We start from the raw sequence: 20,408 nt of genomic DNA on the forward strand, positions 1-20,408 counted from the left end.
GAAAAACTGCTGACTATATTTCTTTCGAAGAGCGTGGAATGCATACCAATCCCCGATAAAAGGAGTTGGTGATGACTGCGAAAGATCAGTTTGCTGCTCATGTTGGTCTGGACTGGGCGGATAAAAAACATGATGTCTGCGTTCAGTTTAAAAACGGTGATCGCATATTCCATGTGATTGAACATACGCCTGAGGCGCTTGATATCTGGCTCAATGAGTTACACCAGAGGGTGAAAGGCAGGATTGCTATTGCCATTGAGCTGAAGAAAGGCCCGGTAGTGTATGCCCTCCAGAAGTACCCATTTGTCACTGTTTTTCCAATACACGCCTTGTCACTGGCCCGCTACCGACAGGCTTTCTGGCCCAGCGGTGCGAAGGATGATCCGCAGGATGCTGAGCTGGCATTAGACCTGATGCTACGTTATCCCCACAAGATAAAAGCCATTGAAGCCGACAATCCGGATATCCGATTACTCCAGCAATTAGTTGAGCAGCGCCGACTGCTGGTCGAAGACAAGCGTCGCTTTGTTAATCGGCTCATCAACACACTGAAGCAGTATTACCCCCAGCCCCTGGAATGGTTCTCTCATCGGGACAGCTCACTGTTCTGCGAGCTAATCATTCGCTGGCCGAGCCTGCAACAACTCAAACGGGCTCGCAGCGATACTGTCCGTCATTTTATGAACGCTAAAGGTGGTCCTGCTGTTGCATATACCGAACAGCGGGTTGCAAGTATTGCCAGCGCTATTCCCCTGACCACAGATAAAACTGTCATCGAGGCAAATGCATTGATGGCAACAGCACTTGCATCCCAAATCAAACTGGCAGGCGACCTAATCAGAACCTACGACGAACGTATTGAATCCTTATTCGATACGCTTCCGGATGCAGAACTGTTCAAATCACTCCCTGGAATGGGACCGTGTATGGGCCCACGGATGCTTGCCGCACTGGGTGATAACCGCGACCGCTTCAATAGCGCAGAAGAAATTCAAAACTACGCTGGCATCGCACCAGTAACCGAGCGAAGTGGTCAAAAATCCTGGGTACACTGGCGTTGGCAGTGCACAAAGTTCGTCCGACAGACATTCGTGGAATGGACTGCGAAGACGGTTAACTCATCGTACTGGGCCAGACTTTATTACCAGGGCCAGCGAGAAAAAGGGAAATCGCATCAATCAGCTATCCGGGCTCTGGCGTTTAAATGGATAAGGATCATTTACCGTTGTTGGAAGACCAAAACCCGGTACGACGAAGCGAAATACTTGCTGGCACTGGAAGCGCGAAAGTCACCCTTACTGAAGCCATAAAAAGCTTGTCGAATGTCTCAGGGCGTGAAGCGGACGTTGCTACTTCGTAAATGTCTTGATCCATATGGCTTTATTAGTAAATATCAAGGAATGCAAACCCAAGGCAAAAGTATTGGACACGTTGCAGAGGTAATATTTAGCGTAAAATCAGAGGGATAGGAGAAGAAGAACAACGAGGCTTTGACTAATCTTTAGCATTGTTTCTGCTATAATAGGGCGAATTTTTATCTGTATGATTTTGTTTGATTAACTCTGAGAAGTTGCTCTCTCGGTGAATATGGGGAAGGGATATCAATGAGTGATGACAGCTATAAATTTCAAAAGTTAACGCCGATCAGCGATGTTGAGCTGGGTATATATAAAAATGCGATAGATTTTGTTTTTGCCAATGACGATCTAAAAAATATTGCAATATCAGGGCAATATAGCGCAGGAAAAAGTAGCCTTGTCGAATCATATAAGAAAAGTCATTCGAATATAAAGTTTGTTCATATTTCACTTGCCCATTTTAGAGCGACGGAGGAAGCTGAAACTAATGAACCTAGTAAAGCCATAAGTGAAACAGCGTTAGAAGGTAAAATTCTTAACCAGTTAATTCACCAAATTAATGCTGATGACATTCCCCAGACGCATTTTAAAGTAAAGAAAAAAATAAAAACGAGCAACATTGTGATAAATACTATCTTCACGGTATTACTTATCGCAACGGTACTGCATATCACTCTATTTAATAAGTGGGATGAGTTTGTTTCACTTTTATCTGATGGCGTTTTAAAGACACTACTAACATTATCGACTAGGCACGATACGCTTTTAATTAGCGGCTTTATAGTTACTATCCTGTCTTTTATCTTTATTTATAAACTAATAAAAACCCAAAAGAATCGTAATGTCTTTAAGAAAATAAATGTACAGGGTAATGAAATAGAGATTTTTGAAGAGAGTGAAGAGTCTTATTTTGACCGGTATTTAAATGAAGTATTATACCTTTTCGAGAACGTTGATGCTGACGCTATTATTTTTGAAGATATGGACCGTTTTAATAGCAATCATATCTTTGAACGTCTTCATGAGGTGAATAGGCTGGTTAATATTCAACGGACCCTAGCAGGACACAAGAAATCGACGTTACGTTTTATTTACTTGCTTCGTGATGATATCTTTATTTCTAAGGATAGAACTAAGTTCTTTGATTATATTATCCCAGTTATTCCTGTTGTTGATAGTTCTAACTCTTACGATCAGTTTATCTCACATTTTGATGATGGTGGTATTCTCAATTTGTTCGATGAAAGATTTCTACAAGGGGTTTCGCTATATATTGATGACATGAGAATATTGAAGAATATATATAATGAATTTCAGATTTATTATAATAAGTTAAATACGACTGAGCTTGATTGTAATAAAATGTTGGCTATCATTGCCTATAAGAATATTTTTCCACGGGATTTTAGTGAGTTGCAACTTAATCAAGGTATGGTTTTTACCATATTTAGTAAAAAAGACAATCTTATTATTGAGGAATTAAAAAAAATAGAAAAAGACATTAGTGACAGGAAAAAGGAGATTGATGTAATCAATGATGAAATACTCATTTCTAGTCAGGAGGTTGATGCTATATATGATCAGGAATTATCCAGATATAATAATCATCCTCACTATTATCAGACTGAGAAAGCTGATATAGCGAAGAGAAGGGCGGCTAGAAAAGAAAATGTAGAAAACAAATTCAATGGAAAAATAGAAGAAATCAATGAGCTTATTTCAAGATCAAGAGAGAGTTTGGTTGATTCCAGGAATAAAAAACTTAAAGAAATAATAACAAGAGAAAATATTGATGAAATATTTAAACTCACCTATACCAATGAAATTGGAGAGGAAAGAGATTTTAATGAAATAAAAAGTAGTGAGTATTTTGACTTACTTAAATATCTTATTCGTGATGGCTATATTGATGAAACCTACACCGACTATATGACCTATTTTTATGAAAATAGCCTGAGTCGTATTGATAAGATGTTTTTACGCAGCATTACCGATCAAAAAGGCAAAGAGTTCACTTATCAACTCAAGAACCCAAAACTGGTCGTTGCCCGCCTTCGAGAAGTGGATTTTGAACAGGAAGAGGCGCTCAATTTTGATCTATTAGCTTATCTGCTTCAAACGCCTGCCCAAGTAAACTTAATAAAACGTTTATTCAAACAGCTAAGGAAAGAAAGAAGAGTTGAGTTTATTCGCGGTTACTTTGAAACTGAGAGGGCTCAGCCTGGCTTCATTAATCGATTAAATACGCAGTGGCCTGAGTTTTTTTCTTATGCGCTGACAGAGAGTGAATTTTCTGCTGATTGGGTTAAACTCTACTCTATAGGCACGTTTTATTATTCTGCCAATAACACCATTGAGGCCATTAACATTGATAATTGTCTGACTGAGTACCTCTCTAATTCTGCGGATTATTTAGCAATATCAGAACCGAAGGTTGACAAGTTAATTAGTGGTTTTAAGTTGCTTAACGTCTCTTTTGTCAGTATTAAATTTAAAAACGCAAATAAAGTACTCTTTGATGCGGTTTATCAGCATTCACTTTATGATATTAACTTTGCCAACCTGACCTTAATGCTGAGTAAGGTTTACACGCTTAACAGTGAAGATGATATTCGCCATAAGAACTATACACTAGTGATGTCACAGCCTGATTCTCCATTAGCTAGTTATGTTAATAACCATATTAGTGACTATCTGGATATGGTTTTATCTAGTTGTGATGGTTCAATCTTGGATGATGAAGCCATTGTTTTATCCGTTCTTAATAATGAGAAAATATCTGATGAACAAAAAGGCCAGTATATAAACTCTTTGCAAGTTTTCGTGACCTCTCTGAGTGAGGTTGAGAGCGAATCCTTATGGTCATCTTTGCTGGATAAAGATAGAGCAGTTTGCTCTGAGGAAAATATTGTCTCTTATTTTGAACATGTTGATGGACTGGATGGCTCACTTATCGAATTTATCAATAGAACTGATGCAGAGCTGAATTTTCAAAATATTAACATTGATAATGAGCTTAAAGATAAATTATTTAAGTCGATTGTTATCTGTAATGATTTATCAAATGATAAATATGAAAAGTTAATTTGTTCACTAAATCTTATTTACGAAAACTCCTTTAGTGCTAGTAATATCGCGGGTGATAAGTTCAAAATATTAGTGGATAAAAATATTATTCGTATGAGTATTGTTTCACTTAACTTCATACGAGATAACTATTCGGAGCAACTTTCCTATTATATTGATAAGAATATCAGGGTATACGTTGAATTAATGACAACTGATAGCTTTATTTTGGATGAGGCTATATCAATACTTTCTTGGCAAGTTGATGATGATTTAAAAATTAAACTACTCGAGTTTGTTAAAACACCGTTGGCTATTCATGGTAAGAATTACCCTCAGTTAGTTAATGACTATATTTTAGAGAATAATTTTGAACCAGATGAACTTCTAATCTTGACGTCATCTTATAAAACTTGGGTAACCTCTACTCAGTCGCTCATCTTGAGTCGAGCAATACAGGATATATCAGCATTGATAGCAAGCCCTAATGATGTTTCTGAACCGTTACTTAAAAACCTGTTTGTCGCAGAGGGACTGAGTATGCAGAATAAAATAGCACTGCTAATCGCTTTGTTGCCGGGTAAGGATTTGAGTAAGACGACTTGCAAAGAGTATCTTGATCTGCTTGGTTTATCGGAGTTCAGTAAAATTTTGGGGCGAGGCAAACCTAAAATTGAAGTTGATTCAACTAATCAAAGTTTATTAACAGCATTAAGAGATAACCGCTTCTTCTCTGATTTTGAGGTGGATGAAGAAAATCCCATTTACTATAAAATAACAAGGCAGCGCTCTATGTTTGACTCAGAGACATAGCATTATATATTTTTCTACAGTTTGGGTACTTTTATAGTGCCCAATTTTTACGCTGAAACTTACATAGCTAATCTGACTTTTCCCAGTGGACGAATACAGCTAGGTGTTCGTGAAGCCCTCAGTGTGTTGAGATAGATGCGAGCGTCCGCTTCTCGCTCAGAGCGGACGGCCTTCGTGGAAGTTAGTCTTGTTGTGGTGGCTCTTTCCAGCGCCATTGCAAAACATTCTCATCGCTGAGAATAAACAGTCCTGACCAAATTGCCGTCCAAAACTGGACATTCAGACACCATGGGCGTGTCATAAACCAGCGTAACGGTTTTGCTTCAAACAGATGAATACCTTTTCGCGATGGTGAATATAACGGGGGGCGTCCCACTAACGGCAGACAAAAGCCCCATTTCCAATATTCAGCAATACGCCTTCGGGCACATTCAATTGCATTACAGTTCCAGATGATACCCCAACGCCGTTTCCATGTATCATTGAGACACCAGTTTTGCATTAGCGAATATTTGGGCGAATTGTCAATAGATATACTTTCACCAGTCATCAATTTGATCGTGCAATATTTTAACTGGTACTGTTCAACCGTAAATGCGAATCCATCCTCTAGAATAAGTACATCAAGTGTAGGAATATTTGAAAGCGTTAATATTATCGGTGAGTTATTTACATCATGAATGCATAGTGTTTCTTGGTAGCGTAAGCCACTGCCAATGGCTTCAAAAACAAGTTCAACTTGTTGCAGTCGTTCCTCTTTGCTTCTGAAAGCAATACGTGAACAACGAGGTTCTTTATCTGTCAACTGAGCAAATCGTAGACTGTACTCCAAATAATTCCCTAAGGAATGCCAGCTCGCCCCTAGCCTGTGTCTGACTGCCCAGCGCTCATGTGAGAGTTGATAAGTTTTTATCAGCATTATCTGGGTAAGAGTAGACCAGCATTTCTTCACTACTGTAACGATTGCACCAAAAGGAACAGGAAGTGACATTACTAAACCCCTACAAATATCAGATAATTAGGTTTTATATCATTTCAGTCAGTGTAATCAAATGATAATCAGGATTGGGGCTAATCTTGAACGCCACTAAAGATCGGCAACAATGGGGATCCAATGTTTCGTTAGTGATTTTTCGCATTAGCAGGTACATGCTTACTTCCGCTCCTCGCTCGTAGCTGCCTATCAACGTGATCAAGTTCCCTTACCGCAGACAGGGGTATAAAAAAATACCTTAACGTACAAGATTTTTCGATATCCAAACTGCCCCTGCTCAGGGCGCTGCAACACAATCAAGGTTGAATGGATTGATGATTCCGGTGTCATCCGTTCGCAGAGTTTTACCGTTTAGTAGCCCATTTGTTGTCTGTCCTGGAGATGTCATCTATGCAGGGAATTGCACTGCCTGGCAAATCGGCGCTTTTGTCCGTTTCTGCTTTATATGCTCTTGCGTTTAACGTCGTAGCGGAAGAATCCGTTGAAATAAATTTTGATGCCTCCTTTCTTCGCCTTGGTAACGGTCAGTCCCTATTTGACGAGGTTCGCTTGGCGAAATATATCCGAGTGAATGAGCATGTATTTATACCAGCGTAAAAATAACCTTCGTTCTTTAACGTTGATACGTTTTAATATACTGTACAATCTCAAACAGTTCGACTTCTGGTTCAACCCCAGATATAGCGAAGCATCGGCAAACGTATCAAGGCATGCAATTGCATTGAGTGTAAGTTTGTCAACAAGGCGCATTTTTGTCATAAACAGGCAAAACTCGCACTTCGGAAGGTCATTATTATCCTGTACCTCCCTTAGTTTTTCAATAACTCGCGAAATGCAATCACAATAGTTGATATGATGCTTTAGATATAAATTATCATTTTTTCCAGAAATACTGACTAATGAAAAATCAGCGAGTATGTTTCAACAGCATCGTGTTTGTACCCACATAGCAGGAATAAAACGGAATGATTTCTGATCTGACGACCTCTCTGCCATTTTTTTGAGTTCACTTAAAGCAAAATCAAAGGCAATACATTATCCTCAACAATCACGTTACCCTCCTCTGCATCTGGCACTGGTGTAATATTTTATTTGTAATTCAATGTGTATATTATTCTTCCATTCGCCTCCCCAGGCTTAACTATTGGTTGAGTCTGAAGATACCTGGCAAATAACGGAATAGTAAAACTATTCATGCCAGGGGTTATAACATCAGTAGTTATCACTTGCATGCGTGCTGCCCCTTCAGGATCGTTAAAGCTAACAAATCTATCTTCCGGTGCATCACTTAACTGTATACTTACCCCGACTGCACTCCTGCCCACTGATTTTGCAATATGCATGACACCTCTGGATTTCCCCATGTAAATATAGTTGTCATCATCTTCGTTCCAGCCATACACTGGAGAGATAGAAATTGATGCTGTGTTGTTATATCTGCCTTGTGAATATATATTATTTTGCCAGCTTGACTGTTCATCGTCACGCGTGATATTTGACATCGAGTAATATCCGCCATAAAACGAGGAATCACAAACAACCGTAAAACCGGCGTCAACCCACGCAGTCCCCGTATCCGGACCGGAAAAATCATTCGGAGTATAATCACCCAAGAATACATCTTTATTCACAGCATTACAGGTTGGCGTATGCAATGTCAGTGAACCACTGAATGAGAAAGTGAAAACTTCAACCGCTGTATTATCAAATTCACCAGTAGGCGATTCGGTGACATAAAATCGCCCCGATGGCAATGAACTTCCATTAATTATACCGCCTGATGCAGGACGCCTTGCATCTGTTTTCCTTAATCTTATATCGACTGACTCGACAGAACCAACAGGAACGACTGCCGGTGATACATATGCAGGGTAGGAAAATGGAGAAAAGAAATATACCTCCACATTTTCTAGCCCTGCCGGAAATGTCCTCGGCGATAATACACCCTGAGGTATATCTGTTATTTCATAAACACGATACAATTTATTTTCACAGGAAACAGATGTATTATACCTGACAGATAAATTCAGGGCGAATATATTCTCCACTCCTGAACCATATGAATCTGGCGAGGCTATTGTTTCAAGACTTCCTTGTAAAGGTATCGTCACATGCCCCACTCCGACTTGTCCTCCGTCCAGTGAGCAAGCTCCGCTTGCGGTACCCAACGTCAGAATATACATGATCAGAACGCCAGACAGACAACTGACTAATTTATACATTATGTATCCTTATCCTTCCTGATTGCTGAGACACTCAGCGCTGAATTCATATAATTCAGATCCCTTGTTACGAATAACTTCCGGTGGCAATGTATAATTGAGAAAGCACTGTTGCTCGTCTTTATTGCCCCATAATGCCCGCAGTCGCCCGCTCGCATTTTCAACCCTGGCGTAAACCTGACCGCCCTGACCCACATAACCGACCAGAGCAGACTTTTCGTCACGCAACTCAGCACCAAACGGTAGGGGTTCACTGCGATGGGAGACGCTTATTAGCAGCGGTCTTCCAGAACGTGTCTGATAGCGCATCTTAACGACAGCTTTATCCCGGGGGGCCACCTGCTGAGACGTATTTTCCAGCTCTACACCACTTTCTGTTCCCTGCAAATCAATAGCTACGTTATTCATTTGATAGGGATTAAGATGCGGCACCACGGCATATCCCAAACGATCTACCACGACACCGTTATAGCCACTGACTTTAGCCCCGTGAGCACCCTTTGCCTCCACCAGAGCAAACGTCTCTCCCTGATAAGCGGACAGTGTCACTCCACCTTCATGTGCGATCAAGGTTCCACTGGCTCCAGCGGAGGCACTGTGATAATGTCTGCCCGAACTGTAACTGCCGGACAATGACGTGAATGAGGTTCGCCAGGAACCATTTGCCGCACCGCTGCTACCGCTTCCCTTATTCGCGCTCGTACCACTGACTCCATAGCCAAATTCGCTTTCTTCCCCCGCTGTTCCGCTCACGCCAGCCTGCCAGCTATACTGCCCACCGCTGCTGCTGACATAATTAAGACGTCCAACAGGTGAACGGAAATCACTGCCTAGAGGAATACTCATGTTAAGCATGAAACTGTCTCTGGAGGTGCCAGTTGCGCTATAGCTTCGGTTTGCACTAACACCCCAAATCAATTTTTGCCAGCGATTGTTGTAACCTATCTGATATTGCTTATCGATTCCGCCGGCATTCCAGTAGTTCTGCAGAGAAGTACTGAGATAAAACTGTCCCCAGCCTGAAGGCAATCCCTGAGACGCTGTCAGGCTATAGCGACTTTTTGTCCTCCGTAGACGTTCCACGCTTTCGCCATCACTGAGATACTCTCTTGCCTGCATCGCCGTCAGTAAATCCATATAGCCATGAGTCGAAAAGCGATAAGCCGCGAGAGAGAAATTACTGCGGGTTTCCGTAACATTTTTGTTGTAGCTGATACGATAACTTTCCCCTGTGCGAGTTACATCGTGGCCCAGTTCACTACGAGCATGCGTCACATCAAGACTAATCGCCCCCAAAGGAAGGGCAACAGAACCGCCAGCCTGTCCCGACATATAGTGCTCACTTCCCTGTGCACCGCCATATAAGCTGAGTGTATTGTTCAGCCCGTACTGCCAGCTTGCCTGTGTAAGAGGCGGTGAACGTCGCAAGTAATTGCTGCGCAGTTCACCCATGGCAAATTCATAACGAGAAACTCCGGCCCGTAATTGCTGTACTACAGAACTGTAAGGAACCTGAAAATTTTGCTCAGAACCGTCTGCTTCCCGAATAGTCACATCGAGATCTCCGCCGTAGCCTGTGGGATATAAATCATCAATCACAAATTCGCCGGGACTGACCGTGGTCTCATACAGCAAATTGCCGTTCTGCCGTATGGTTACCTGCGAACTGGTACGAGCAATACCCCGAATTTCAGGAGCATATCCACGTCTCGACTGCGGCTGCATCCGTTCATCACTCTCCAGTGTCACTCCAGACAGCGAAAGCGTGTCAAACAACCTGCCAGATGTGTTTGGCTGGCCTACATGCAATCGCCCTTTAATTTGCGCAATATCCCGCTGCAGGTAAGTATTAATACTTTGGTAGTGAGCACTATTTTGTTCGTCCCACCGCCAGGAGCCATTATGTCGTAGATACCAACTCCCCATATTGAGTCCGCCAGTTAGTCCAGCGTAGACGCTTTTCCAGGTATGGCCCGCACTGTTGCTCTGATAGCCATTCACGTTGTAACCGATCAACATTGCCGGGACACCATTGTCCCATGACGAAGGTGGAACCGTACCTCGTGCTAATCGATTAACCCAGACTTGAGGAACTTCAATATGCAAACTCTGCTCACTACTATCAAAATAGACGCGGGCATCAGGAATGAATGCCGGGATTTCCATGCATCTCTCTGATGCATCCTCAAATAGTCCATTGGGAAGTTTCGTCTGATTAAGAGGAAGAACCGAAATTAGGTCTGCCGTCAGGCATGGCCGAACCTTGCTATCTGCACTGGTGACAAATGAGACCTCCTGGATCTGGATCAACTCATTATTCAGGTAAATTCTCGTCTCCCATCGACCAGGGAAAGCTGCGCTCCCATACGAGAAACGCCCCAAATCAATGGATTCTTTTTCACCTGTCTGCAAGAAAGATTCATCAAACTCCAGTTGACGACTATCCTGCCCATACAGGCGACTCGAGTTTAAGCAAAGTGATAAGAGTGAAAATGACAAATATGTCAAAGTTCCGGGGAACGTTAGTCCTTTCATGTCAGCCTCGGATGAAACAAACCAATATCGATAGCAGGCCATATCAATTAACAATAAAACGCTTCTCACGACGTGCACCGTAGTCATCAAGCCAGACCGCCGTAACAGAGTGACCAGATGCAATGGAGGGGATTGGGACTGTCTGGCTTTCACGCGGTAGAATCATGTCGGTGCCATACTTTTTTCCATTGAAGGCGACTTCAATAAGCGAGATGTGGTACGACGACGGGTTTTGTACTTTCAGGCCTCCGTTTTCAGCCGTCCATACCATCCCTTCAGGAGCCTGCCACGCCTCCCCTGATAAAGACACTGGACGCCAGAACAATTTAATGCGAGTACGCACTGCCAGTTGCAGATAGTTATCACCCGCTTTTGCAGTATCAGGCTTTGCCGGGATTTCAAGAACGTTAAGCCAAAAGACAGACTCACGGTCCTGAGGTAAAGAAGCCCCACGAACGGTACTGATACGTAGAGACTGCGCCCTTTTCGGTTCAATACGATTAACCGGAGGTGCAAGCATAAAAGGAACAACAATCTTATCTGGCGTGGCACTTTCATCACCCTTATCCAGCCAGCTCTGGACCAGTACAGGACGCTCCCCCATGTTAGTCAGCCTTACCGTGATATCACGTTTATCGGAATGGTAAATCACTCTCGTACCATCAAGGACCACACCGGATAGCACTGGTGACGTCAACATAGCCATTACGATCCCGGTAAATACCGTTATCTTGCTGAAATTCATAGGCCCACACTCCCTGTCAAGCGAGGGAAATATCCCTCGCTTTTTGTACTGGTTTTACTGGTAAGTAATGGCGTATGTCACCTGCGATGTGACCGCTCCGGCTGTCACGCTACCCTCAGAGTGGTACCGTACGTAATAAGGGAGCTCTACCGTTCCATCGTTGCCGCTTGAAAGTGCATCAGAGATATTGACGTACCCAGCAGAATGTGTGGTTTGCGAATAGTCACCAATGTTGATCACACTGTTATCCTGTCCATCCAGAAGCTGCAATGTGACGTTTGATGCCGCATCTGTAACCGCAGTGTTCATCAAACGCCCGTCCGCCGTAACGGTACTCCCAGGCTGGAAAAAGGCTTTCGCCGCGGTGGCTTCCGGTGCCCCTCCTGCGCAGCCACTCAACTGCAGTGAAAAACGGGTATCACCATCGGTTGACCCTGGAGCAACCAGAGCAGTGGCATTCCCGGAACGTAGAGAAACATCAGCATTCTCTCCTGCGCCACCAATATTCACATTACATGTGGTACCAACAATGGAACCCGTGAAAGTGATGGTTCCGGTATCTGACGCTATTGCCGGTATGGATAACAGCGCCATACCAAAACAGGCAGATAATGAGACATATTTCATCTGCATGGATAAAACTCCATTTATAAAATTAAGACCATAAAAAAACCGTGCACACGTTAAACACCTGCGCACCCCTCTTTGAACGACATAAGGAGGAAATAGAAAATAAAAAAAACGGTAAACTTACTCTTTCAAAATAGATTTTTCACTAAAAGAAAAAGGAACCGTAGCCATACCGTCGATTTAGAATATACATGTGATTATAAAATTCCCGCAAAAAGATATAACTGATCAATTCCGCACCACATGATAGGCAACACCTATCATCGTTCGTTTTTCTATCGTTGAATCAGATCATATCGTTAACAGAAAAGATGATAATTACTTTATAATCATAATGTTAAACATATAACCAGTGAGAGCGTAGCAATACAAAAGACAAACACGAAACAACAATATAGTCACATATCACATATCTGACAGCATCGTTTAAATAAGCTCATTTATCCTTTGTTTAGATTGAAATTAATTAGAAAACCAGCTTGAACAGTCAAAAAAAGATATGATTTAGGATATTTCCCATCACAAAGAAAATCCCCAAGGCGGCTTTAACATGAAATTAAATCACTATTTATCTTGTCTATCAAAACAGGCTTCACAGGTACCTCTGCATTATTTACAAAAACCAGAGGTACCTTAACTCGTATACATTCTCATAGCTGTTCTATAAGAACATACATTATTCTATCTCTAGTACGATGCCAAATTTCCGAAAACTGTCACATCGCCAGTTCATAGAGCGCTTTAATTTCTTCTAAAGAGGCCGTTCGTGGGTTGCCGCCCGTACAAACATCGTCCAGAGCCGCCTGCGCCAGCTGAGGAATATCCTCCTTGCTTGCGCCCGCGAGGGTAAGCCCTTGAGGAATGCCTACCTCACGACACAATGCGCGCACAGCATCAACAGCCAGCCTACGGGCATCAGCAAGGTTAACGCTATGCGCATTTTCTACTCCCATCGCATGGGCTATGTCGCGATATTTCTCCCCGGTATAGTCGGCATTCCATTCCATGACATGCGGCAGCAGAATGGCGTTGGCAACACCGTGGGGCATGTTATAGAACGCCCCCAATGGATGTGCCATCCCATGAACCAGACCTAACCCCACGTTAGAAAAGCCCATCCCGGCAATATACTGCGCCAGCGCCATCCCCTCGCCTCCTTCAGATTTACCGGCCACGGAATCGACCAGGCTACGGGAAATCAACGATATCGCTTTCAGATGCAGCATATCCGTCATCTCCCATGCCCCTCGGGTCGTGAATCCCTCAATCGCATGTGTCAACGCGTCAATCCCGGTGGCGGCTTTTAAGGCTGGCGGCATGGTGGCCATCATGTCGGAATCAATGATCGAAACCAGCGGAATGTCATGCGGATCGATACAAACAAATTTCCGCCGCTTCTCTTCATCGGTGATGACATAGTTGATAGTCACTTCCGCAGCGGTACCCGCAGTGGTTGGCACAGCGATAATCGGAACACTGGGCTTCCGGGTGGCGGCAAATCCTTCCAGGCTGCGAACATCGGCAAATTCCGGGTTATTAATAATAATCCCGATGGCTTTACAGGTATCCTGTGGAGATCCGCCGCCAATGGCGACCAGGTAGTCAGCCGAAGCGCGTTTAAATACCTCAACCCCCTTCTGTACCATGGCAATAGTCGGGTTAGGCAGAACGTCGGCGAAAACGTCAAACTCCAGCCCAGCGTACGTCAGCAGAGAGGTGACTTTATCCACCGCACCACACTCCACCAGTACCCGATCCGTCACCACCAGCCCTTTTTTGTATCCTCTGCGTTTGACTTCATCAACGATATGGTTAATCGCGCCGGCGCCAAACCAGGCAGTTTCATTAAGTATCATTCTCCAGGTCATGATTCACTCCTTTTGATTTAATTCGTAAAATCCCGTTTTTCTACCAGCAGCACATGCTGCGTCGCCATCACGCACTCATCGCGTTGATTAACGACCTCGAGCTTTTCCGTCACAAAGCCATATTTTGCATTACGCGGGTGATCGCGTTTTTCGCTAATAGATATATTGACTCGCAGGGTATCGCCAATAAAAACCGGGTGCGGAAAACGTAATTTCTCATAGCCATAAGTCATGGCTTTAGAATTAATGACTCCGGCCGTCATCCCAACGGCGATGGCAAACGTTAAAGTTCCGTGGGCAATACGCTGGCCAAAAGGCTGAGTTTTACACCACTCAGCATCCATATGATGAGGATAAAAGTCACCGGTCTGCCCGGCATGAATAACAATATCGCTTTCAGTGATGGTACGCCCCGTTGTTGTCCGACACTCAGACAGGGAGAAATCTTCGAAATATTTATCGATAAACATAATTTTTACCTCGACAGTCGGTTACTCCAGGTGATAAACCTCTTCCATTGATGCCCACAGCTCTCCATCTTTTCGGCTTTCAAGGGGCGTCAGGCAGGGAATACACTCATCCCACCAACGCTGGGTAACCGGATCTGCGGCCATCTTCGCCATATCTTTTTGATAATCATCGCCGTGATATTCGTAATAGCTAAATAGCCAGCCATCCTTAAAGTAAATTGAGTAGTTAGAGATATTGCAGGCTTTAATCATGGCGTTCACTTCCGGCCACGGATTAGCATGTAGCTGTGCATAATAGGCATATTTTTCTGGTTTAACCTGAATTACACCACCGAACCGTTGGATAGTCATCATATTAACCCTCATAAATTTATTAGATAATGGCGCTTTGCTTTAGCACCTCACGAACTTTAATTTTCCGTTCTTCCGTTAATGGTCCGGTTGGGCGCAATGAATTAACCGGTACATCGAGACCTGTCAGCTGCAACGCATATTTAATGACATTATAAAACGGCACATCCAGGCCATAGAGCGGAGGGATCCAGGAAAGTCGCTGCTGCAAAGCGACGGCTTCACTCAGTTCCCCATTTCGCCAGTGCTGATAAATACCGCAGGTCAGTTCCGGGGCAAAGTTAGCGCTGGCAGGGATCGCGCCGTCGCCGCCTAAAATTAAGGTACCGAACAGATATTCATCGTAGCCGGAGAACACAGCAAAATCGGGCCGCATTGGCTTAACGGCATGAATAACCTCGCGAATATGATTTAGCGTATCAACGGTATCCTTCAGTCCTACGATATTCGGGCATGCCATAGCCAGTCGCTGGATACAGGAGACGGGTATCGCCTGACCGGTCAGCGCCGGAAAGTTATACAGTATGATGGGCAACGGCAGTTGTTCAGCAATATAGCGGAAATGCTCGAACAAGTACTCTTCAGCCAGCGGGTTGTACCATGGATTGATAACCACAACGCCATCCGTTCCCGCCTCCAGCGCTTTACGGCCAAACTCAATTGTCGCCTGTGTGCCCGGGCAAGAGATACCAACCAGCACTGGCTTACGGCCTGCGACATACTCAATACAGAACTGCATCACTTCCTGGCGCAAGCTGTCCGACATATGCGCGAATTCGCCAGCGCTACCGAGAAAGAAAAGACCGTCTACGTCGCTGGCAATCAGATGATCAATCAGCCTCGACATAGCCAGCCGATCTAACTGCTCGTGCTCATCAAACAACGTCGGAACCGGAGGGATAATGCCGCTAAATGTTGTACTCATGTGTCACTCCTGATGTTCTAAAAGATATCGGTTAAAAACACCCTCGCGTCATGCTTCCCTTAACCGATAGAGTTGTTGCGCATTGTGGCTAAAAAAACGCGTTTGCCAGGCGCTTCCCTGCGCATCAGTAATGCGTATAAGTGTGTTGACCCATGGGACGAGCCCGGTATTCAGCGAACAGACCGGAAAATTACTGGCAAAAACGACCCTGTCGGCGGAGAACATCTCAAGACACTGCTCCACAACCGGGCGGACACCATTGCAATCACTACCCGCAGGAATATTGACGCCGGAAACTTTGCACCAGACATGCCGCTGCAGCGCCAACGCTTGCAAATTTCGCCGCCAGTTCGCCGCATAGCTGGCATCTTCCGCAAGGCGAACGCTATCAACATTACCCATATGATTTAAAACCAGAGTTGTTGACGTCCGTTCGGCCAGCGCCACTGCATCCGCCAGATCTTCATTACGCAGGCATACTTCAAAACAGAGTCCCGCGTTGCCCAGCGCATTAACATTACTGATAAAGTCAGGGGTCAGGCAGGCTCCGGGCGGTTGGCTGGCAACGTGCAGTACGTGGCGTACGCCCTTCACCGCCGGGTGATATGCATCGGTATCCAGCCAGCGCGCTACCGCCCCGGACTGTTGCAGGTCGAGCGAGACAATGCCACCCTCAACAAAATTCGTCGGGTCTGCACATAGCTCGCGCAAGAACTGGCTTTCCAACCCGCGCTGCTCAGGCGCAACGTCAACTTCAACATACACCGCACGATCGATGCACCACGTATCCTGCTCGACCAGCGCGCGATAATCCTGCCAGCTAACGTCATGGTTCAGCACCGGAACCGCGCTGAGCCACGGCAGACGAAAACGCGACAGATCCCAAAGGTGAAGATGGGTATCGGTAATGTGCAACATGCCGGACCTCCCGTAATAATCAGTATTTCACCGCGGTCGCACCGCTGGCGTTTGACTGGTAGCAGGCTTCAACGACACACATGGTTTTCCACGCATCGTTGATGTCGTTAAGCCAGACATAATTCGGGTCTTCAAGTTTGCACTGCATGCCAGCCATCGGGCCAATAAAGGCATCCGGGAACCAGGTACCTTCAACAGGTAAGGTTTGCCATCCTTTACCATCATCAAGGATAAATTCGAATTTATCGTCTGCACCCTGTGGATAATTCAAAATAACCCCGATCTGAATTTTAATCGCGCCCCTGGTCCCTTCGATTTTAAAGAAACACTCCTGTTTATCCGGGGCATAATCATGGCCGTGATTCGTATGAATATTGGCGCGAATGACATCGCCGTAGTCCATGATGATCGATGAACGAGTTTGCGCCAGCTCCATCATTTTAGGATGCTTCATGGTTTTGCAATAAACGGACTCCGGGTCACCAAGGAAGAAACGAATCGCATCAATGTAATGAATGCTGTGATAATTGACCTCCATGCGCTCCTTTTCGAATAAAAATTTCCAGAGATTCCATGGTGTCTGGCAAATAACACGCATTTCGACATCATGAATATCCCCCAGCAAGCCTTCATCAATCATTTTTTTTGCTGCGATCATAAAGGGGGCACGACGCAGCTGGAAATTAATGCCAGCGGTAATATTTTTCTCATGACAACAATCAAGAATCGCTTTCGCCTGTTCGATAGATTCACCCATCGGCTTTTGAATCAGCGCACCGACATCGGAAGGTAATTTTTGCAGGATCGGCAAAATCTCAGAGGCTGGTACGGCAATATCAAATACACAGCCCTCAGATTGCGCAAGTTCGATCAGTTCATCAAGCGTCTGGCAGGCATGAGGAATATCCCACTGGCTGGCCACGCTTTGCGCTTTTTGATAATCACGGTCATACAAACCGAGAACCAGGAACCCGGCTTTACGATAAGCAGGCAAGTGTGAGTCGGTGACGATCCCGCCCGCACCAATAATGACCACAGGTTTACTGTATTGCGGCATGTCCAGTTGCGTTGTCATTTCTTTATCCTCTTTTTTAAGCTAATCCGTTGGCATATCCGACGATAACGACGGAGAGAACCAAAATTACATTACCCAGAAGCATAACTTTTTTCGGTTTTTCATAGCCTTGCCATTCACCCGTTTTCAGACCCCAGGCGTTGGAAATAATCAGCGCCCCTGACAAGAACGCTATCCAGCCGATCACCGGCCCCAGGTCACCCAGCAGCGCGGTTGACTTGGCATATAAGCCTAGCGCAGCAAACCAAATCCCCCCTGTTAACAACGCCTTAAACCATGCAAAGGAGGAACCTGACCGGGCAAAATCACTAAACGTATTGTTTTTTCTCAGCACCCACAGCGCATAACCGATATTAGAAATAAAGCCACCGGATGCAAAAACGATGACATAGGCGATCAGGCTGGCACTGACCGGATTGATACCATCCTCCACAGCCAGAGCACTGGCCCGACTGGCGTAGGTATAACCAACGTTCATTGCTGCGGTACCAAACCCGGAAGCCAGCGCCATGAGCAAGCCGCTGACGAACTTGTCATTTTTTACCCGCGACGCATCCTGTTTTGATTCTTTATCTTTAAGAATACCGGCTTTAGTAATCACCCCTACGCCAATAAGCATCACCGCCATTCCAGCCAGCAGCCAGCTTAATGAATTAGCGGGCGGAATTTTATTAAGAATAAATAGTGGAATTAATGAACCGAGAGAACATCCCACGCCGGTATTGATCCCAACAGTCAGAGACATACCGATATTATCAATACCTTTGCCATACCAGATAGCGCTTATTCCCCAAAGAAAACCGCAGGCAGCAGCGATAACTAAAATCCAGCCAGGGGTAAGCAGTATATATTTAAAAAATCCCGGAACTTCAATCCACGTCCAGACAATAGGAATTATCAATATACCAATGATGGAAAATATCACCCAAAAGGCTTCCCAGGAAAATGGTCGATAGTTTTTCATACCAAGACCAAAGCTTCCCTGGAACATACAAGCGATCATCAAGACAAAAAATCCCGCTAGCATAGAGCTTCTCCTGTTAATTAGATTATGTATTCAAGAATCATCCTTACTCCATTGTTCATATATGTGAATTAATGACCACAGATAGAAACTAACTGAAAACTAATCCTCGTTTTTTTTATGGTCAACCGAAAAAATTAATCAATTATTTTTTTTCAATGTCGATCACAATTTCACCTAATCTGACTACAAAAGTATCAGTAGCTGTGACTCAATGGTAGTGCGGTAGTACCAATTTTATGTGAAGTTCATTACAAAAAGGAGTTCTTATGGTGACGTTGAGGGGCATTACCTGGGGTCATAGCCGTGGATTTACATCCGTAGTGGCCACCGCGCAGCGGTTTAGCGAGCTGAATCCTGATGTCGAAATTGTGTGGGAAAAGCGTTCATTGCAGGCCTTTGCCGATGGAGATCTGGATGAACTGGCGCGACTTTATGACCTGCTGGTTATTGACCATCCGTGGGCGGGGTTCGTCGCGGAGAAAGCGATTCTTTTGCCTCTTCAGGACTATTTACCAAAAGCTTACCTTGACGATCAGGCAGCAAATTCAGTGGGCGGTTCTCATGAAAGCTATCTTTTTAACGGTTTTCAGAGCGCTCTGGCTATCGATGCGGCAACGCCCGTCGCCGTATATCGCCCGGATCACCTGCAACAGGGTCAATTCGCACTACCGGAAACCTGGCAAGACCTGCTCGCCCTCGCGCGGAGCGGAAAAGTCATCTACGCCGGGATCCCGATCAACTTGTTGATGGACTTCCTGATGCTCTGCGCCACCCGAGGCGGTACCTGGTTTGATGAACAGAATATCACCAGCCGCGACACCGGTATCGAAGCGCTTGAAGCGCTGCGCGAACTGGCCAGCTACTGTTCGAAAGAGATTTTCGACTACGATCCTATCGCCGTTCACGAACTTCTTTCGACCCGCGATGACTGGAGCTACTGCCCCTTCGCTTATGGTTATTCAAACTATTCCCGCGCCGGATATGCCCGTCACCTGCTGAAAGCAACAGACGTTGTCTCCTGGCACGGCGAACCGCTGAAAACCGTACTCGGTGGAACCGGCCTGGCGATTTCCGCAAAATGCCAGCATAAAGAAGCGGCTCTCGCCTATGCCAGCTATACCGCTTCAGCGGAAGTACAAAAAACACTGTTCTTTGATAATGGCGGCCAACCGGGACATCGTGGGGCCTGGCTTGATGATGAAGTGAACCGCCGCAGCCTGGATTTCTTCGCCGACACCCTTCCCACTCTTGACCGCTCGGCTAAACGTCCACGCTACAGCGGATTTTTGAACTTTCAGGATCATGCAGGCGATCTGGTACGGGAATATGTTATGAACGGTGGCAACAGCAGCGCCGTTTTCGCCAGCATGAACGCGCTTTATCAAACATCACGCGGCTTAATGGAGTAGCT

At 44.9% G+C, this 20,408-nt stretch carries 16 protein-coding genes; 4 read left to right on the forward strand and 12 right to left on the reverse strand.

Annotated features, from left to right (window positions below; genetic code table 11):
* The first annotated feature begins 71 nt into the window (after positions 1-71).
* Together I6L53_RS16995 and I6L53_RS17000 are read left to right on the forward strand one after the other, a co-directional pair.
* Positions 72-1,310 (forward strand): IS110 family RNA-guided transposase, encoded by a 1,239-nt coding sequence (locus I6L53_RS16995; protein WP_042324709.1) that lies wholly within the window; start codon positions 72-74, stop codon positions 1,308-1,310.
* A 294-nt stretch (positions 1,311-1,604) separates the two neighbouring features.
* Positions 1,605-5,237: a YobI family P-loop NTPase gene (locus I6L53_RS17000; protein ID WP_042324710.1), complete on the forward strand. Its 3,633-nt coding sequence runs from the start codon at positions 1,605-1,607 to the stop codon at positions 5,235-5,237.
* 181 nt (positions 5,238-5,418) lie between these two features.
* Here I6L53_RS17000 and I6L53_RS17005 read toward each other — a convergent pair whose 3' ends face one another.
* Positions 5,419-6,228, reverse strand: coding sequence for a hypothetical protein (locus tag I6L53_RS17005; RefSeq protein WP_084196657.1), 810 nt, complete (start codon positions 6,226-6,228; stop codon positions 5,419-5,421).
* A 393-nt stretch (positions 6,229-6,621) separates the two neighbouring features.
* Here I6L53_RS17005 and I6L53_RS17010 point away from each other — a divergent pair, with 393 nt between their 5' ends.
* Positions 6,622-6,828: a hypothetical protein gene (locus I6L53_RS17010; RefSeq protein ID WP_042324713.1), complete on the forward strand. Its 207-nt coding sequence runs from the start codon at positions 6,622-6,624 to the stop codon at positions 6,826-6,828.
* 491 nt (positions 6,829-7,319) lie between these two features.
* Here the strand turns inward: I6L53_RS17010 and I6L53_RS17015 are convergent, their stop codons facing one another.
* From I6L53_RS17015 to I6L53_RS17065, 11 genes are all read right to left on the reverse strand, one after another.
* On the reverse strand, positions 7,320-8,453 hold the full coding sequence (locus I6L53_RS17015; RefSeq protein ID WP_198034313.1) for a fimbrial protein: 1,134 nt from the start codon (positions 8,451-8,453) through the stop codon (positions 7,320-7,322).
* 9 nt (positions 8,454-8,462) lie between these two features.
* The gene (locus tag I6L53_RS17020) at positions 8,463-11,042 is read right to left on the reverse strand and encodes a fimbria/pilus outer membrane usher protein (protein ID WP_217124952.1); all 2,580 of its coding nucleotides are present in this window, start codon (positions 11,040-11,042) and stop codon (positions 8,463-8,465) included.
* Positions 11,032-11,733 (reverse strand): fimbrial biogenesis chaperone, encoded by a 702-nt coding sequence (locus I6L53_RS17025; RefSeq protein WP_072015758.1) that lies wholly within the window; start codon positions 11,731-11,733, stop codon positions 11,032-11,034. Before I6L53_RS17025 ends, I6L53_RS17020 begins: the two co-directional genes overlap by 11 nt.
* Before the next feature lie 54 nt (positions 11,734-11,787).
* The gene (locus tag I6L53_RS17030) at positions 11,788-12,366 is read right to left on the reverse strand and encodes a fimbrial protein (protein WP_042324716.1); all 579 of its coding nucleotides are present in this window, start codon (positions 12,364-12,366) and stop codon (positions 11,788-11,790) included.
* Between the two features lie 713 nt (positions 12,367-13,079).
* The gene (fucO, locus tag I6L53_RS17035; RefSeq protein ID WP_042324719.1) at positions 13,080-14,231 is read right to left on the reverse strand and encodes a lactaldehyde reductase; all 1,152 of its coding nucleotides are present in this window, start codon (positions 14,229-14,231) and stop codon (positions 13,080-13,082) included.
* Between the two features lie 17 nt (positions 14,232-14,248).
* Complete coding sequence (locus I6L53_RS17040) at positions 14,249-14,701, reverse strand: MaoC/PaaZ C-terminal domain-containing protein (RefSeq protein ID WP_042324723.1); 453 nt, start codon at positions 14,699-14,701, stop codon at positions 14,249-14,251.
* Positions 14,702-14,722: 21 nt separating this feature from the next.
* A complete protein-coding gene (locus I6L53_RS17045; RefSeq protein WP_198034315.1) occupies positions 14,723-15,055 on the reverse strand; it encodes an L-rhamnose mutarotase in 333 nt (110 codons plus the stop codon).
* 19 nt (positions 15,056-15,074) lie between these two features.
* On the reverse strand, positions 15,075-15,977 hold the full coding sequence (locus tag I6L53_RS17050; RefSeq protein ID WP_042324725.1) for a dihydrodipicolinate synthase family protein: 903 nt from the start codon (positions 15,975-15,977) through the stop codon (positions 15,075-15,077).
* Between the two features lie 48 nt (positions 15,978-16,025).
* Positions 16,026-16,895, reverse strand: coding sequence for an amidohydrolase family protein (locus I6L53_RS17055; RefSeq protein WP_052425422.1), 870 nt, complete (start codon positions 16,893-16,895; stop codon positions 16,026-16,028).
* A 19-nt stretch (positions 16,896-16,914) separates the two neighbouring features.
* A complete protein-coding gene (locus tag I6L53_RS17060) occupies positions 16,915-17,970 on the reverse strand; it encodes a Gfo/Idh/MocA family protein (protein WP_042324727.1) in 1,056 nt (351 codons plus the stop codon).
* 16 nt (positions 17,971-17,986) lie between these two features.
* Complete coding sequence (locus I6L53_RS17065; protein WP_042324729.1) at positions 17,987-18,997, reverse strand: L-rhamnose/proton symporter RhaT; 1,011 nt, start codon at positions 18,995-18,997, stop codon at positions 17,987-17,989.
* 266 nt (positions 18,998-19,263) lie between these two features.
* Between I6L53_RS17065 and I6L53_RS17070 the strand changes: the two genes are divergently transcribed.
* Positions 19,264-20,406, forward strand: coding sequence for an extracellular solute-binding protein (locus tag I6L53_RS17070; RefSeq protein WP_042324731.1), 1,143 nt, complete (start codon positions 19,264-19,266; stop codon positions 20,404-20,406).
* Positions 20,407-20,408 lie beyond the last annotated feature (2 nt).

Source organism: Citrobacter farmeri (assembly GCF_019048065.1).
GTDB classification, from domain to species: Bacteria; Pseudomonadota; Gammaproteobacteria; order Enterobacterales; family Enterobacteriaceae; genus Citrobacter_A; species Citrobacter_A farmeri.